This window comes from Mesorhizobium sp. M2E.F.Ca.ET.219.01.1.1 (assembly GCF_004016445.2).
GTDB lineage: Bacteria > Pseudomonadota > Alphaproteobacteria > Rhizobiales > Rhizobiaceae > Mesorhizobium.
Genome location: NZ_SADT02000002.1, coordinates 678,186 through 692,252, shown reverse-complemented (window position 1 = coordinate 692,252; position 14,067 = coordinate 678,186). Strand labels below are relative to the sequence as shown.

Sequence of the window (14,067 nt, the reverse complement as noted above, 5' to 3'; positions counted from 1 at the left end):
AACGTGCATCACTATTTTCCCGCAAACCGATCCGTCGCCCGGATCAGGCGATCGAGAATCCCCGGCTCCGAATAGGCATGGCCGGCGCCCTCGATGAGGTGGAAATCCGCCTTCGGCCAGGCTTTGTGCAGCGCCCAGGCATATTTCGCCGGACATGGCATGTCGTAGCGGCCGTGGACGATGGTGCCGGGAATGTCCTTCAGCTTCCAGGCGTCGCGCAGAAGCTGCCCTTCCTCCAGCCAGCCGGCATGGACGAAGTAATGGTTCTCGATGCGGGCGAATGCGACGGCGTAGTCGTCCTGGGCGAAAGGATCGCTGGTCTCGGGTTCAGGCAGCAGCGTGATCGTCTCGCCTTCCCAGATGCTCCAGGCGCGGGCGGCCTCCACTTGGCGCGCACGGTCGGTGCCGACCAGCCGCTTGCGGTAGGCGGCCATCATGTCGCCGCGCTCGGCCTCGGGGATCGGTGCCAGGAAGCGCTCCCATTTGTCGGGAAACATCTCCGAGACGCCGAACTGATAATACCATTCGAGCTCGGCGCGGGTGAGCGTATAGATGCCGCGCACGATGAGCTCACTGACGTGTTCGGGATGCGTTTCGGCATAGGCGAGCGCCAGCGTCGAGCCCCAGGAACCGCCGAAGACCAGCCATTTGTCGAAGCCGGCCATCTCGCGCAGGCGCTCGATGTCGGCGACGAGATGCCAGGTGGTGTTGGCTTCTAGCGAGGCGTTGGGCGTCGATTTCCCGCATCCGCGCTGGTCGAACAGGATGACTTCGTAGAGTTTCGGGTCGAACAGCCGCCGGTGTTTCGGCGAGATGGTGCCGCCCGGACCGCCATGCAGGAACACGGCAGGCTTGGCGCCCCGGGTGCCGCAACGCTCCCAATAGATGGTGTGGCCGTCGCCGACATCGAGCATGCCCGACTCGAACGGCTCGATCTCGGGATAGAGCGTACGCAAGGAACTGCCGTGCATCGTCATAGTTTCAAGCCCTGCTCCGGCCAGTTGGCCGTCTCGTGGTCGGGGTGCTGGAAGGAGATGATCTGCTCCTGCCGTCGGTAGAAATCGGGATCGTCGAGGGTCGGCGCCTCGAAGATCTTCTCCACCCAGGGCAGCCGCACGGCGTAGTTCACCTGGATCTGCGGCGCGAGATCGGAGCGGTCGTCGAAGGCGCCGATGGCGATCTCCAGCGCGCCCGGCTGGCGGTAGGTCAGCGGCGTGCCGCAGCGGGCGCAGAAGCCGCGGTCGATGTTGACCGAGGACTGGAAATAGGTCGGTTCCTCATGGGTCCATTCGACGCCGTCTTTCGGCACCGTCACCAGAGCGCCGAAGAAATTGCCGAACTGCTTTTGGCACATGCGGCAATGGCAGATGGACGGGCGCCCAAGCTTGCCGTGCACGCGAAAACGCACGGCGCCGCACTGGCAGCCGCCGGTTCGAACTTGATCGGTCATGGTCTTTCCTCCGGCGGCCATTGGTCGGTGTCGTGATCGGGATGCTGATAGGAGACGAGCTCGGCGAGGTAGGGCGCAGAGCCGATATCGGCCATCGTGTCCTCCGACGGCAGCTTCGGTATGCTGTCGACATAGGGAAGTTTTGCCTCGACGCCCCACTGCACAGTCGGCGCGATGCCCGTCGGGTCGTCGAAGGCGGCGATCGCCAGCGCGATACCGTCGGGCGCCTCGAAGGTCAGAGGCGTGCCGCATTCGGCGCAGAAGCCGCGCCAGGCGGCGCTGGAAGAGCGGAAGCGTTTCGGCTCGCCGCGCGTCCAGTCGAGCGTGGCGCCGCGCACCGAGACCAGCGGCAGATAGAAATTGCCGCTCGCCTTCTGGCACATGCGGCAATGGCAGATCGAGGCGTCGCCCAGCGCGCCTTCGACGCGGAAGCGCACGGCGCCGCATTGGCAGCCGCCGGTGTAGACCGGCCTGTTGTCGAGGCTCATCGCTCGCTCCGTTTCATCGGCTGCTTTAGGGGCTCACTCCGGATCATGGCAGACAGCCTCGACATTGTTGCCGTCGGGATCGAAGACGAAGGCGCCGTAATAATTGGGATGATAGTGCGGACGCAGGCCCGGCCCGCCATTGTCCTTGCCGCCGGCCGCAAGCGCTGCCGCATGGAAGGCGTCGACCTCGGCGCGGCTGCGCGCAGTGAAGGCGATGTGCTGATGGTCCTTCGGCTTCTCCTTGCCCGCGCTCATCCAGAACACCGGCCGATCGCGGCCATAGCCGCCGACCTTGGCGCCGCCGGTATATTCCTCCGGCACCATATAGAGCAGCGAAGCCCCCAACGGCGCCATCGCCTTGTCGTAGAAGGATTTCGACGCGTCGAAATCGGAAACGGTGATGCCGAGATGATCGATCATATGACGAGCTCCTCCCTTGGTGGCGCAGGCGCATCGGCCAGGCCGGCCCCAATGACGATGTGCTGGCAGACATTGTCGATATCGCGGATCACGTCGTCGTTCCAGAAGCGCAGGATGGTCCAGCCGCTGGCACTTAGGTAAGCGCTTCTTGCATCATCATATCGTGAGTGTTCGGCATCGGCATGCTGACTGCCATCGACCTCGACTATCAGTCGGTGAGCAGAACAAGCGAAGTCGACAATGTAAGGTCCTATCGGCACCTGTCGCCGAAAACTCATGCCCATCAGGCGGTGGGCGCGCAACTCATTCCAGAGCTTCAGCTCGGCATCGGTCATCGCGCGCCGCATCGATTTGGCGTTCTTGCGCTGACGGGACGGAACGAGGTCGTGTCCCATGGCTATGCAGCCCTACGCTGGAGATTGGCGAAAGGGGGCACGACAGTTGATCTCCCCCCTTGCGGGGGAGATGTCCGGCAGGACAGAGGGGGGTGCTGTCCCGCCAGCGTAACAGCTCTTAGGGAGTGCTGCACTCTCAGGAAATAGCTATCGCCAAAGCGGGCAAGCGGAGAGGCTGGCGTTCCTTCACACCCCCCTCTGTCCTGCCGGACATCTCCCCCGCAAGGGGGGAGATTGGCCGTCACGACGCCCTTCGCCAATCCCCAGAGTGCCATCACCGCTTCACCTCCCACGTGGTCACGCGCGCGCCGGTGGCGGGGTCCTTGCCGTCCTTGAGCTGCACGCCCTGCGCCAGCAGCTCGTCGCGGATGCGATCCGCCTCCGCCCAGTTCTTGGCGGCGATGAATTCCAAGCGTTTGGCGATTGCCTTGGCCACCGCATCCTCGTCCACCTTGGCCGCGCCGACATCAAAGCCGAGGAAGGCCAGCGCTGCCTTGAGCGAAGCGGCTGCGCCGTTCCCGGCGTCGCCGCCAGCCTCGACCGCCTCGCCGGCAAGCTGCGTCAGCCGCTGGAAGGCGGCGTAGGTGGCGAGGTCGTCGGACAGCGCTTCCACAACTTCGGCCGGAAGGTCGTTCGCGGCCGCGGGCGCGAGGTCGGCGGCGCGCTTCCATTTGCGCAGCATGTTTTCCGCCTCTTCCAGCTTGCGCACGGAGAAGTCGATCGGCTCGCGGTAGTGCGTCATCAGCATCGCCAGCCTGAGCACCTCGCCCGGCCAGGTGCGGCCGCCAAAGGTCTCGGTCTCCAGCAGCTCATGGATGGAGAAAAAATTGCCGAGGCTCTTCGACATCTTCTGGCCTTCGACCTGCAGGAAGCCGTTGTGCATCCAGACATTGGCCATCACCTTGGTGCCGTGGGCGCAGCGGGACTGGGCGATCTCGTTCTCGTGATGCGGGAAGATCAGGTCCAAGCCGCCGCCATGGATGTCGAAGACCTCGCCGAGGTAAGCGGCCGACATTGCCGAGCACTCGATGTGCCAGCCGGGCCGGCCCCTGCCCCACGGACTTTCCCAGCCGGGCTCTTCCGGGCTCGACAGTTTCCACAGCACGAAATCGCCGGGGTTCTTCTTGTGCGCGTCGACGGCGATGCGCGCACCCGCCTGCTGCTCGTCGAGATTGCGCTTCGACAGCTCGCCATAGTCCGGCATCGAGGCGGTGTCGAACAGCACCTCCCCGCCCGCGACATAGGCGTGGCCGCGCTCGATCAGCTGGCGGATCAGCGACAGCATGTCGGCCTTGCCGTCGGCGCGGGGCGCGACGAACTCCGTCGCCCGCGGCTCGAAGGTCGGCTCAAGGCAGCCGAGCGCGGCGACATCCTTGTGATACTGGTCGGCCGTCTTTTCGGTGACCTTGCGGATCGCGTCGTTGAGCGACAGCTTTCCGGCCGCGATCTCGCCGCCGAAGTCTCGCAGCGCCCTAGCGTTTATCTTGTCGTCGACATCCGTGATGTTGCGCACATACGTGACGTGCTTCTCGCCGTAGAGTTGGCGCAACAGGCGGAAAAGCACGTCGAAGACGATCGCCGGCCTGGCATTGCCGATATGGGCAAAGTCGTAAACGGTCGGGCCGCAGACATACATGCGCACATTTTGCGGGTCGATCGGAACGAAAGGTTCCTTCGTCCGCGTCAGCGTGTTGTAGAGGCTGAGGCCCTTCGATGCGTCAGACATGCGTGCCCTTCCGATCCCTTAGATTTGGACGGAACCTTGCCTGCGCCACGGCGCAAGACAGGCTCCAGCCTGCTGGCCGGGGCGTTTGTCCAATCTAGGAGAAGATGAGGCGAAAACGTCCGGACCAGCGCGAGGCTAGCCAATAATGCAAATGCCACAAATGGCGAAAGACGTTTTCATGCGCGGCTTTATCGCGCCGGCGGGTGTTGCCGTCAAGTCGCTCGGCTTAGGAAAGATGTCGTTGGATCACAGGTAAAGACGGGGCGAAACATTTTATTAAACATGTCGGCACAGTGATGAAACATTCGCCGGCTAGGACCGCCAGATGTCACGATTTGGACGGAATCAGCCGCCAAACGCTGAACACGAAACCGTTACCAGGGAAGAGAAACATGGCTCGCAGCAAGCAAGAACAGATCCGACAAACGCAGCCCGCACTGGCCAGCCACTACCGTGCGATCGGCCCGGCGGCCATCGTCGCCGCCCTCCTCCACACCGCGAAGAAGAAGAAGCCCGCGCAGAAGATCGTTTCGCCGCGCGCTGCCTGAAACGGCCCAACCGGTGCGGTCCCCGACGACGGGACGCCGGCGACGAGGGCGCCAAAAGAGCGCCCTGGAAATGAAGGCCCCAAAGCAGCCTTTCGGGCAAGCAGCCTTCGCTAGAACAAGCTCATCTGGTTTTCGTCCGCGCCAGGCTTCTGGCGCCTGGGCTTTTCGGCTTGCGGCGAAACGATGCCGCGCTCCTGGATCTCCGGCCCGGTGTTGGCGACCTTGTTGACAAGGTCGGAAACCGGTATCGCCTCGAAGAAATCCGGCTCGGCGGGCTTCAGCAGATCGAGCACGTGGCGCGGCTCCTGCGTGCGGCAATCGAGCCAGCGGGCGAAGTCGCGTTCCTCGATGACCACCGGCATGCGATCATGGATATGGGCAATGCCGGCATTGGCCTCAGTCGTGATGATCGCGCCGGTGTCCATCTCGGAACCGCCAGGCTCGGAGTAGGTCTCGATCAGGCCGGCGAAGGCGACCACGCCGCCGCGTCGCGGGCGAATCCAGTAGGGCTGCCCCTTGGCCGAACCCGATTGCTGCCACTCGTAGAAGCCCGATGCCGGCACAAGAGCGCGGCGGTGGCGCATGGCGGTCTTGAACGAGGCCTTTTGCAGAATGCCCTCGGAGCGGGCGTTGAACAGCAGCGGGAATTCCCTGGTGTCCTCGACCCAGGCCGGAATCAGCCCCCAGCGCACCAGCATCGCCTGGCGGTCCGGCAGGTTTGAGCCCGGCTCGCGCTGCGGGCCGGCAAGCACCATAAGCACCGGCTGAGTCGGCGCGATATTGTAGCGGGGCGGAAATTCCTCCAGTTCCGCAAGGCCCAGGAAGGCCGCGGTCTGTTCCGGCGTGGCGGTCAGGGCGAAGCGTCCGGCCATGGATCTGGGCTCGTCAGTTGGTGTTCGATGAAAGTGGCGATGGAACCGCCATGTCGCAACGGCTAAAGCTAGATTGGACCAACCGGTCCGCAACAAGGCTGCGAACAAATCGGCGCTCATGCAATCCAGAAAGATCGTCCCGGCCGTCTCCGTTGCCGTGGTGCGGGGCAAGACAGTATTATTGGTCAAGCGTGCACACGCACCTTCCAAAGGGCTTTACGCCTATCCCGGCGGCAAGGTCGAGCCGGGCGAGACCTTGCCGCAAGCCGCCGCGCGGGAGTTGCGTGAAGAGACCGGACTGGAAGCCATCGACTACCGCCCGCTGCGCGATATCCATATCGACGGCAGCGGCGAGAATCACGCGGTCGACTACCTGCTGACGGTGTTCGGCGCCGCCTATGCCGGCGGCGAACCCGTGGCCAGCGACGATGCCGAGACCGCGGCGTTCTACACTCTGGCGGAAATGGCAGGGATGCCGCTTGCCGGCGACGTGTTTTCGGTCGCCGAGGAATTGCTCGGCCCCGCGCAACTAGCAACGCCGTGAGCATCCAGAATGGCCTTGCAGGCGACAAAATGTTTCGCCACAAAGCCTTGCCCTTTCTTCGCAAGGCCCCGATGACCCGCGCTTCCCCTCTTCTTGCCGCGTGCCTCGCCGTCGGCATCGCCGCCTCGCCGGCCCCGGCGCGCGCCGCCGAGGCGCCGTTCGAGCCGGGCCTGATGCGGCTGGCGGAAGTGCTGGGATCGCTGCATTTCCTGCGCAACCTGTGCGGAGAAAAGGGCGACCAGTGGCGGGTCGAAATGGAAAAGCTGCTCGAGTCGGAAAATCCGGACCCCGACCGGCGCGCCCGCTTCATCGCCTCCTTCAACCGCGGCTATCGCTCCTTCAGCGGCACCTACACACAATGCACGCCTTCGGCGACCGCGGCCATTGCCCGCTACATGAAGGAAGGCGAGACGCTGTCGCGCGACATCGCTTCGCGCTACGGGAACTGAGCGGCTCGGGCCGCCAGCGCGTTTTGCCCAGATTTCTTGCGACAATCGGCGCCAATGTGACCTGCCTTATTGTCTCCTGTCCCGCTCTGGTGCAATCATCTGTTGCGGTTTCGCAACAGTGTTAATGAAACGTTAGCGCGCGATTGCGGAATTAACTCAAACTGAAGGTTTTGATGCCGTAAGCCGGCCTAATAGGCTAAGCTCGGCATCGATTGAGCGCAGTCTCGCCGACGATGTGAATTTCGACCCTAAAAATGTCGTATTTACAAGGACTTAATTGAGACTGCGGACGAACTGACAGTCCAAGCCAGGTCCACTATTGGATCGCCGCTTGCAGTAAGGTGGACATCGCAATGGAACATGGTGTCAGCGACATCGACGCGTTGGTCAGGGAGGAAAAGCGCCTGACCGCCGTTGAGAGCCACAGCGAGGCGTGGGCGGAAGGCCTGTCGGCCGGCATCGAGCCGGAGATCATCGCCGAGGCGGCGCTGGAGACGGCTTTCGGCGAGATGTTGCGCGCCAATGGCGAGACCTCGGCGCTGGCGCTGCTCGACCGCATGCGGGAAAAGGTGATAGCCGGCGCCTTCGAGCCGGAACGGCTGAAGCACTAGTCATCTGTTTTGACAGCGACTTTTCGACAGTGACTTTTGACGAGGGCACGCCGTTTGGGCATCATGCCCATGCGCTTGACCATTCAAGGCGCCGCCCAGACCAGGCCGGGCAACAATGGAGAGGCAAACGGTGAGATTTTCGATGTCAGGCCGGCCACACGGGCTGACCCTCAACATCCTGATCGCCGCTTCCTGCCTTGCGCTGCCTTTATGCCTCGCCAGCACGCCTTCCTACGCACTGAGCGAGATCCAGCGCGAGGACCTGCCTTCCCCGGTGACCCCGCCCGGCAACAGCGACAGCGCCGCGCCCGGCAGCACCGTGCCAATACCGGAGGCCCCTGGCACCAAACCCACGGGCAGCGGCCAGCCGGCCGACGACACCGACAAGTCGGAGCCGGAAACGCCGCCCGCCAATGGCGGCATCACGAGCCCGCGCGCCGATCCTGATCAACCTCCGCCGGCGGTCGTCTACGACCTCGACACGCTCCCCGAACCCGTCAAGCGCATGCATGGGCTGATCATCGAGGCCTGCCGGACCGGCGACATAGAGAAGCTGCGGCCGCTGATCGGCAAGGGCGATTCCATGACGCAATTGTCGCTGGGCGACATCGACGGCGACCCGATCACCTTCCTCAAGGGCCTTTCGGGCGACAGCGACGGCCAGGAAATCCTCGCCATCCTGGAAGAGGTGCTTTCGGCCGGCTATGTCCATGTCGACACCGGCACGCCGCAGGAACTCTATGTCTGGCCGTATTTCTTCGCGCTGCCGCTCGACAAGCTCGACGCCAGGCAACGCGTCGAATTGTTCAAGCTGGTCACGGCCAGCGACTATGACGACATGAAGCAGTTCGGCGCTTACATCTTCTACCGCGTCGGCATCACGCCGACCGGGCAGTGGCTGTTCTTTGTGGCCGGCGATTGAGGCTTCACGACACTCAAGATACCGCAAGGCCGGCGGGACAGCGCAGCGACAGCAGCGTTATCGGATCAGAGAACGATCTATCCGTTTGTCAGAAACACGCCATGTCCGAACTTGTTCGCGAGTTCTTCCACAAGCAGCTTCTCACGCGCCGTTAGGCGCTTTTGATCGACAAAGCGCCAGTTGCGCTCGTAAAGCGCGAAGGCTTCTTTGGCGGGAATGGGGCGCGAGACGTCGCGGTTCCAGGCGAGCGCCTGGAGCTCAGGAAATTCCGCAGGAATGATCGGCGCAATATTCGCGGTCATAGCGCATCCAAGATAATGCAGAGCGCTTAGTAAATCCAACGTTGGCAGGCTAAACGGCCAGCGCCTCGGAAAACTCCACCGCCCTGCCCTGGCCGGGTGTCGCGATCTCACCTTCCCACATGACGCGCGTGCCGCGCAGGATGGTACCGACCGGCCAGCCTGTCACTTGCTTGCCGTCATAGGGCGTCCAGCCGGCTTTGGAGCCGGCCTGGGCGTTGGTGATGGTCTCGCGCCGCTTCATATCGACGACCGTGAAATCGGCATCGTAGCCCGCGGCGATGCGGCCCTTCCTCGCCATGCCAAAAATGCGCTGCGGGCCGTGGCTGGAAAGATCGACGAAGCGCTGCAAGGTGAGCCGGCCCGCATTGACGTGGTCGAGCATGATCGGCACCAGCGTCTGCACGCCGGTCATGCCCGACGGCGAGGCCGGATAGGGCTTTGCCTTCTCGGCCAGCGTGTGCGGCGCGTGGTCGGACCCCAGCACGTCGACGATTCCTTGCGCAATGCCATGCCACACGCCGTCGCGATGGCGGGCGGCTCGGACCGGCGGGTTCATCTGGAGCAGCGTGCCAAGCCTGGCATAGTCGTCCGCCGTCAGCGTCAGATGATGCGGCGTCGCCTCACAGGTCGCGACATCCTTGTGCTGTTCGAGGAAGACGATCTCCTCGGCCGTCGAGATGTGCAGCACATGGATGCGCGCGCGCGTTTGCCTGGCGATGCGCACCAGGCGCTCGGTGCAGCGCAGTGCCGCGACCTCGTCGCGCCAGACCGGATGCGACGACGGATCCCCCTCGACGCGCTCGCCGAGACGTTCGCGCAGGCGAAACTCGTCCTCGGAATGGAAGGCGGAGCGGCGGCGCGTGTTGCGCAGGATCGAGGCGACGCCCTCGTCGTCCTCCACCAGAAGATCGCCGGTGGACGAACCCATGAACACCTTTATGCCGGCCGCTCCCGGCAGCCGTTCCAGTTCGCCGACATCGCGCGCATTGTCGCGCGTGCCGCCGACCCAGAAGGCGAAGTCGCAATGCATGCGGCCGGTGGCGCGGCGCACCTTGTCGGCAAGTGCGGCCTCGCTGGTGGTCAACGGATTGGTGTTGGGCATCTCGAAGACGGCGGTGACGCCGCCCAGCACCGCCGCACGGGAGCCCGTCTCCAGGTCCTCCTTGTGCTCCAGCCCCGGCTCGCGGAAATGCACCTGGCTGTCGACGACGCCCGGCAGGATGTGCAGGCCGGTGCAGTCGATGGTTTCGCCGGCCGAGGCCTGGCCGAGATCGCCGATCCGCGCGATGCGTCCGGCCTTCACGCCGATGTCGCGCCGGCCTTCGCCGTCATGGTTGACCACCGTGCCGCCTGTCAGGATGAGGTCGAAGGTGGTTGCCATGGGCAGGTCCAATCTCTTGCGGGGGGAGTGTGGCCGGCTTACGTAATGACCGAACGTTTTGCAAGATCAGGCCGATTTTACCCTCATGCCCTTTGCCCAGCTCAACGACCGCGCGCTCATTTCCGTGTCAGGCCCCGATGCCGAGCATTTCCTGCAGAATATCCTCACCACCGATCTCGACACGCTTGGGCCGGGCCAGGCAAAACCGGGCGCGCTGCTGGCGCCGCAGGGCAAGATCCTTTTCGATTTCCTGATCTCGCGCGTCGGCGACAACGGCTTTCGTCTCGAATGCCGGGCCGACATCGCAGACGATTTCGTGCGCCGGCTGATGCTTTACCGGCTAAGGGCGAAGGCCGATATTGCCAAGCAGGATCAGGTGGTTGTCACGGTCGCGTGGGGTGATGATTCAACCGCCTCATCTTCTGATTCAACAGCGCTTGCCGACACGCGCTTCCGCGATGTGGCGGTCGGGCGTACTTATGACGGCGGGGCAAAGGGCGGTGGCGATCCTGATGGCTGGAAAGCCGTTCGCATCGCCAACGGCGTCGCCGAAAGCGGCTCCGACTATCAGCTCGGCGATGCCTTCCCGCATGACGTGCTGCTCGACGAAACCGGCGGGGTGGGCTTCAAGAAGGGCTGCTATATCGGCCAGGAGGTGGTCTCGCGCATGCAGCATCGCGGCACCGCGCGGCGTCGCGTGCTGATCGTGTCGGCCGAAAGTCCCCTGCCCGCATCGGGAACCGAGCTTACCGTTGCCGGCCGGCCCGTGGGTGCACTCGGCTCAGTCGACGGCAAGATCGGCCTTGCCATCGCCCGTATCGATCGCGTCAAGGCGGCGCTCGATGCCGGCGAGGCGATCATGGCGGGCGATGTTCCGGTTACGCTCGCGATCCCCGCCTGGGCAAAATTCTCCTTCCCGCAAGACGCGGCCACTGCGGAGGAGGCCTGATGGCGGCCGACCGGGCCGGCGCGCCACCGCGCGCCTGGCAACGCATGCTTTCAGGCCGGCGGCTCGACCTGCTCGATCCCTCGCCGCTCGACATCGAGATTGCCGACATCGCGCATGGGCTTGCCCGCGTCGCCCGCTGGAACGGCCAGACCAGCGGCGAGCATGCCTTTTCGGTCGCGCAGCATTCGCTGCTGGTCGAGGCGCTCTATGGCGAGCTGGCGCCGGAGGCCACGGCCGAGGCGCGGCTCGCCGCGCTGCTGCACGATGCGCCGGAATATGTCATCGGCGACATGATCTCGCCGTTCAAATCGGTGATGGGCGGTTCCTACAAGGACTGCGAGCTGCGTCTGCAGCGCGCCATCCATCTGCGTTTCTCGCTGCCGGCGGAGCTCGCCGCCTCCTTGCGCAAGGATATCAAGCGCGCCGACCAGATCGCCGCCTATTATGAGGCGACGCTGCTGGCCGGCTTTTCGACGGCGGAGGCGACCGAGTATTTCGGCCGGCCGCGCGGTTTTTCCGCCGACCGCTTCGATTTCACGCCCAAATCCGTGACCTGGGCTCAGACGGCTTTTCTCAAGCGTTTCAAGACGCTGGAAGCCACGCGCCAGTCCTCACTTGCCGCCAGTCCGGCAAGCTAAAGAAGTCAGGCTGGCGCCCGTCACTGGACACAACTGCTAATCAGTTTCATGAAAAGCGGCGCAGGTTGGCGTAATCTGCCACTGCAACGGCGTGCTTCGTCACTGAATAGGCGAGCGCCTGCCCCTAGATCCGGGTCAAGCAAGATCAAGAGGCAATCATGTTTGACAGGAAGAGAAAGACAGCCCTTGTGACCGGCGCGTCGTCCGGCATGGGCAAGGAAATCGCCAGGCGCCTGATCCGGGACGGATATCAGGTCTATGTCGCCGCGCGCCAGATCGAGAAGATGGACGACCTCGCTGCCCTCGGCGCGCGCGCGTTGCGCATGGACATTTCGAAGGACGCAGAAATCGAAGCGGCTGTCGCCAACATCCTTGCCGAAGTCGACGGTGTCGATGTCCTGGTCAACAATGCCGGTTTCGGGCTTTACGGACCGGTCGAGGAAATTGGCATCGACGAAGCGCGCTATCAGTTCGAGGTGAACGTCTTTGGCCCCGCACGCCTGACGCAGCTTCTCCTGCCATCGATGCGCAGAAGGAAGGCGGGCACGATCGTCAACATCACCTCGATGGGCGGCAAGATCTATACCTTGCTCGGCGCTTGGTATCACGCGACGAAGCACGCGCTGGAAGGCTGGTCGGATAGCCTCCGGCTCGAACTCGCTCCCTTCGGCATCAAGGTCGTGGTCGTCGAGCCGGGCCTGATCGAGACCGGATTCGGCGATGTCGTCGCGGATGGGCTTCTGAAGCGATCCGGAAGCGGCGCCTATGCGAAGGTGACGCAGGCCGTGGCGAAGACGACCCGAGCAAGCTATGGCCATGGCCGCGGCAGCGATCCGAGCGTGATCGCCGAAGTCGTCTCGGCCGCCGTAAGCTCGGCCAGGCCACGAACGCGCTACGCCGCCGGCAAATATGCGAAGATGATGATCGGTGTGAGAAAGTGGTTCGGTGACCGCATGTTCGATCGTCTCATCCTCAGCCAGATGAGATGAATAGCGCAGGGCGGCAGCAAGGCGGAACAAAGAGCATGAGCGGAGTTCCGGGCGACAAATGCAAGGTGCCTCGGGCCTTCTGGCGTGCCGTGGAGCGCCTGGGCCTGCCTGCGTCGGCCGTGTTGCGGCAAGCCAGGCTTCCCGCCACCCTTCACCTCAACGAACATGCCTTCGTCACGACCGCGCAGTATTTCGCGCTGTGGAGGGCTCTCGAGGAACTCTACGCGAAACCGGCTCTGGGCATCCGGCTGGTCGAGGCCGCCGATACCGCGATCCACCCGCCCTCCACGCTCGCCGCTTTCCACGCGCGGAACTATCGCGACGGCATCGCCCGGATTGCTCGCTTTAAGCGACTTTGCTCTCCCGAACAGTTGCATGTCGCCGACGAGAACGGTGAATGCACGATAAGTTCGGAGTGGCTTTACGCCAACGAGCCGACGCCTGCAGTCGCAACCGACGTCGCCTTTGCCTTTCTTGTCGAGCTCGGCCGGCGGGGAACGGGGCAGCATCTTGTCCCCCTTCGTGTCGAGCTCACGCGTCCCGACGACAAGAGCGGCGCGCATCGGGACTATTTCGGATGTCCGGTCCGCTACGGCGCGGCGCGCGACTTGCTGGTCCTGCGTTCCGCCGATCTCGACTGTCCCTTTTCCGGGCCACAACCCAGAGCTTCTCGATATCCTTACGCCCGCGCTGGCCGCCGCGCTCGGCGAGCTTAGCACGCAAAGTTCGATTGCTGAGCAGGTGAAGGTCGTGTTGAAACGGAGCTTGGCGAGTGGAAGGCCGGAGCTCTCCGACATCGCGCGCGAGCTTGGGATGAGCGAACGCACGCTGCAGCGGCGCATCACCGAGCAAGGAACCAGCTTCCGCGAGCTTCTCATCAACGCACGACAGGAACTCGGCCGGCAGCTGCTGTCGGATCCGACAGCCGACATTGACGAGGTCGCCTGCCTGCTCGGTTATCAGGACGCGAGTTCCTTCTACCGCGCCTTTCGCGAGTGGGAGGGCACGACTCCCAATCGCTGGCGGGAGCTCAATTTCGACGTCCTGAAACCGCAAGATTCGGGCAGCTTACTACAATAGCCAAAGACAGGCCCGAGGCCACGTCGCTCCGCACAAACGGCCCGGCCGGCCACGAATCCCTAGCGGCCGGATCATCGGCCATCTGATGTGATTGCTAGCCGCGAGAACGCTAAATTAACCGGCGACCAGGACAGTATTGTGTTCGGTCACGGCCCGAAGGCGTCCTCATGCCTGGTGCACACGTCAAGACTGGTTCGGTCGCCGGCAGGCGAAGGACGACCGGTATTGGCCCAGCCCGACGAATAGCCGAAGAACTTCGCGCGCAAAACGAGCGCTTTTCTGCGGCCGTCGAGAACATGTCGC

At 63.8% G+C, this 14,067-nt stretch carries 19 protein-coding genes; 10 read left to right on the top strand and 9 right to left on the bottom strand.

Annotated elements, in window-relative coordinates; all coding sequences use genetic code 11:
• Positions 1–11: 11 nt before the first annotated feature.
• The 6 genes from pip to cysS form a co-directional block, all read right to left on the bottom strand.
• Positions 12–977, bottom strand: a complete 966-nt coding sequence (pip, locus tag EN862_RS13675; protein WP_189401779.1) for a prolyl aminopeptidase — start codon at positions 975–977, stop codon at positions 12–14.
• Complete coding sequence (locus EN862_RS13670; RefSeq protein ID WP_127867261.1) at positions 974–1,450, bottom strand: GFA family protein; 477 nt, start codon at positions 1,448–1,450, stop codon at positions 974–976. The genes pip and EN862_RS13670 overlap by 4 nt, the downstream gene beginning before the upstream one ends.
• On the bottom strand, positions 1,447–1,938 hold the full coding sequence (locus tag EN862_RS13665) for a GFA family protein (RefSeq protein WP_127867260.1): 492 nt from the start codon (positions 1,936–1,938) through the stop codon (positions 1,447–1,449). Before EN862_RS13665 ends, EN862_RS13670 begins: the two co-directional genes overlap by 4 nt.
• 33 nt (positions 1,939–1,971) lie before the next feature.
• Positions 1,972–2,358, bottom strand: a complete 387-nt coding sequence (locus tag EN862_RS13660) for a VOC family protein (RefSeq protein WP_127867259.1) — start codon at positions 2,356–2,358, stop codon at positions 1,972–1,974.
• Positions 2,355–2,753 carry a DUF559 domain-containing protein gene (locus EN862_RS13655; protein ID WP_127867258.1) on the bottom strand — a complete coding sequence of 133 codons (399 nt, stop codon included), beginning with the start codon at positions 2,751–2,753 and terminating at the stop codon, positions 2,355–2,357. The genes EN862_RS13660 and EN862_RS13655 overlap by 4 nt, the downstream gene beginning before the upstream one ends.
• Positions 2,754–3,027: 274 nt before the next feature.
• Positions 3,028–4,479 (bottom strand): cysteine--tRNA ligase, encoded by a 1,452-nt coding sequence (cysS, locus tag EN862_RS13650; protein ID WP_127867257.1) that lies wholly within the window; start codon positions 4,477–4,479, stop codon positions 3,028–3,030.
• A 392-nt stretch (positions 4,480–4,871) separates the two neighbouring features.
• Between cysS and EN862_RS13645 the strand changes: the two genes are divergently transcribed.
• Positions 4,872–5,027 (top strand): hypothetical protein, encoded by a 156-nt coding sequence (locus EN862_RS13645; RefSeq protein ID WP_112126204.1) that lies wholly within the window; start codon positions 4,872–4,874, stop codon positions 5,025–5,027.
• 110 nt (positions 5,028–5,137) lie between these two features.
• Here the strand turns inward: EN862_RS13645 and EN862_RS13640 are convergent, their stop codons facing one another.
• On the bottom strand, positions 5,138–5,899 hold the full coding sequence (locus tag EN862_RS13640) for an SOS response-associated peptidase (protein ID WP_127867256.1): 762 nt from the start codon (positions 5,897–5,899) through the stop codon (positions 5,138–5,140).
• A gap of 118 nt (positions 5,900–6,017) precedes the next feature.
• Between EN862_RS13640 and EN862_RS13635 the strand changes: the two genes are divergently transcribed.
• The 4 genes from EN862_RS13635 (at position 6,018) to EN862_RS13620 (ending at position 8,425) form a co-directional block, all read left to right on the top strand.
• Positions 6,018–6,443 carry an NUDIX hydrolase gene (locus EN862_RS13635; RefSeq protein ID WP_127867302.1) on the top strand — a complete coding sequence of 142 codons (426 nt, stop codon included), beginning with the start codon at positions 6,018–6,020 and terminating at the stop codon, positions 6,441–6,443.
• A gap of 71 nt (positions 6,444–6,514) precedes the next feature.
• On the top strand, positions 6,515–6,892 hold the full coding sequence (locus EN862_RS13630; RefSeq protein WP_127867255.1) for a TIGR02301 family protein: 378 nt from the start codon (positions 6,515–6,517) through the stop codon (positions 6,890–6,892).
• A 353-nt stretch (positions 6,893–7,245) separates the two neighbouring features.
• The gene (locus tag EN862_RS13625) at positions 7,246–7,503 is read left to right on the top strand and encodes a hypothetical protein (RefSeq protein WP_040984202.1); all 258 of its coding nucleotides are present in this window, start codon (positions 7,246–7,248) and stop codon (positions 7,501–7,503) included.
• 130 nt (positions 7,504–7,633) lie between these two features.
• On the top strand, positions 7,634–8,425 hold the full coding sequence (locus EN862_RS13620; RefSeq protein WP_189401776.1) for a hypothetical protein: 792 nt from the start codon (positions 7,634–7,636) through the stop codon (positions 8,423–8,425).
• A gap of 77 nt (positions 8,426–8,502) precedes the next feature.
• On the opposite strand, the gene EN862_RS13615 is transcribed toward EN862_RS13620, so the two are convergent.
• The gene (locus tag EN862_RS13615; RefSeq protein ID WP_127867253.1) at positions 8,503–8,727 is read right to left on the bottom strand and encodes a hypothetical protein; all 225 of its coding nucleotides are present in this window, start codon (positions 8,725–8,727) and stop codon (positions 8,503–8,505) included.
• Between the two features lie 49 nt (positions 8,728–8,776).
• Complete coding sequence (locus EN862_RS13610) at positions 8,777–10,108, bottom strand: dihydroorotase (protein WP_127867252.1); 1,332 nt, start codon at positions 10,106–10,108, stop codon at positions 8,777–8,779.
• 85 nt (positions 10,109–10,193) lie between these two features.
• On the opposite strand from EN862_RS13610, the gene EN862_RS13605 reads away from it, so the two are divergent.
• The 5 genes from EN862_RS13605 (at position 10,194) to EN862_RS37520 (ending at position 13,764) form a co-directional block, all read left to right on the top strand.
• On the top strand, positions 10,194–11,057 hold the full coding sequence (locus EN862_RS13605; RefSeq protein WP_127867251.1) for a folate-binding protein YgfZ: 864 nt from the start codon (positions 10,194–10,196) through the stop codon (positions 11,055–11,057).
• The gene (locus EN862_RS13600) at positions 11,057–11,695 is read left to right on the top strand and encodes an HD family hydrolase (RefSeq protein ID WP_127867250.1); all 639 of its coding nucleotides are present in this window, start codon (positions 11,057–11,059) and stop codon (positions 11,693–11,695) included. The genes EN862_RS13605 and EN862_RS13600 overlap by 1 nt, the downstream gene beginning before the upstream one ends.
• A gap of 158 nt (positions 11,696–11,853) precedes the next feature.
• Complete coding sequence (locus EN862_RS13595) at positions 11,854–12,684, top strand: oxidoreductase (RefSeq protein WP_127867249.1); 831 nt, start codon at positions 11,854–11,856, stop codon at positions 12,682–12,684.
• 89 nt (positions 12,685–12,773) lie between these two features.
• Positions 12,774–13,400, top strand: a complete 627-nt coding sequence (locus EN862_RS37525) for an AraC family transcriptional regulator ligand-binding domain-containing protein (RefSeq protein WP_348632075.1) — start codon at positions 12,774–12,776, stop codon at positions 13,398–13,400.
• A 97-nt stretch (positions 13,401–13,497) separates the two neighbouring features.
• Complete coding sequence (locus EN862_RS37520) at positions 13,498–13,764, top strand: helix-turn-helix domain-containing protein (protein WP_348632074.1); 267 nt, start codon at positions 13,498–13,500, stop codon at positions 13,762–13,764.
• Positions 13,765–14,067 lie beyond the last annotated feature (303 nt).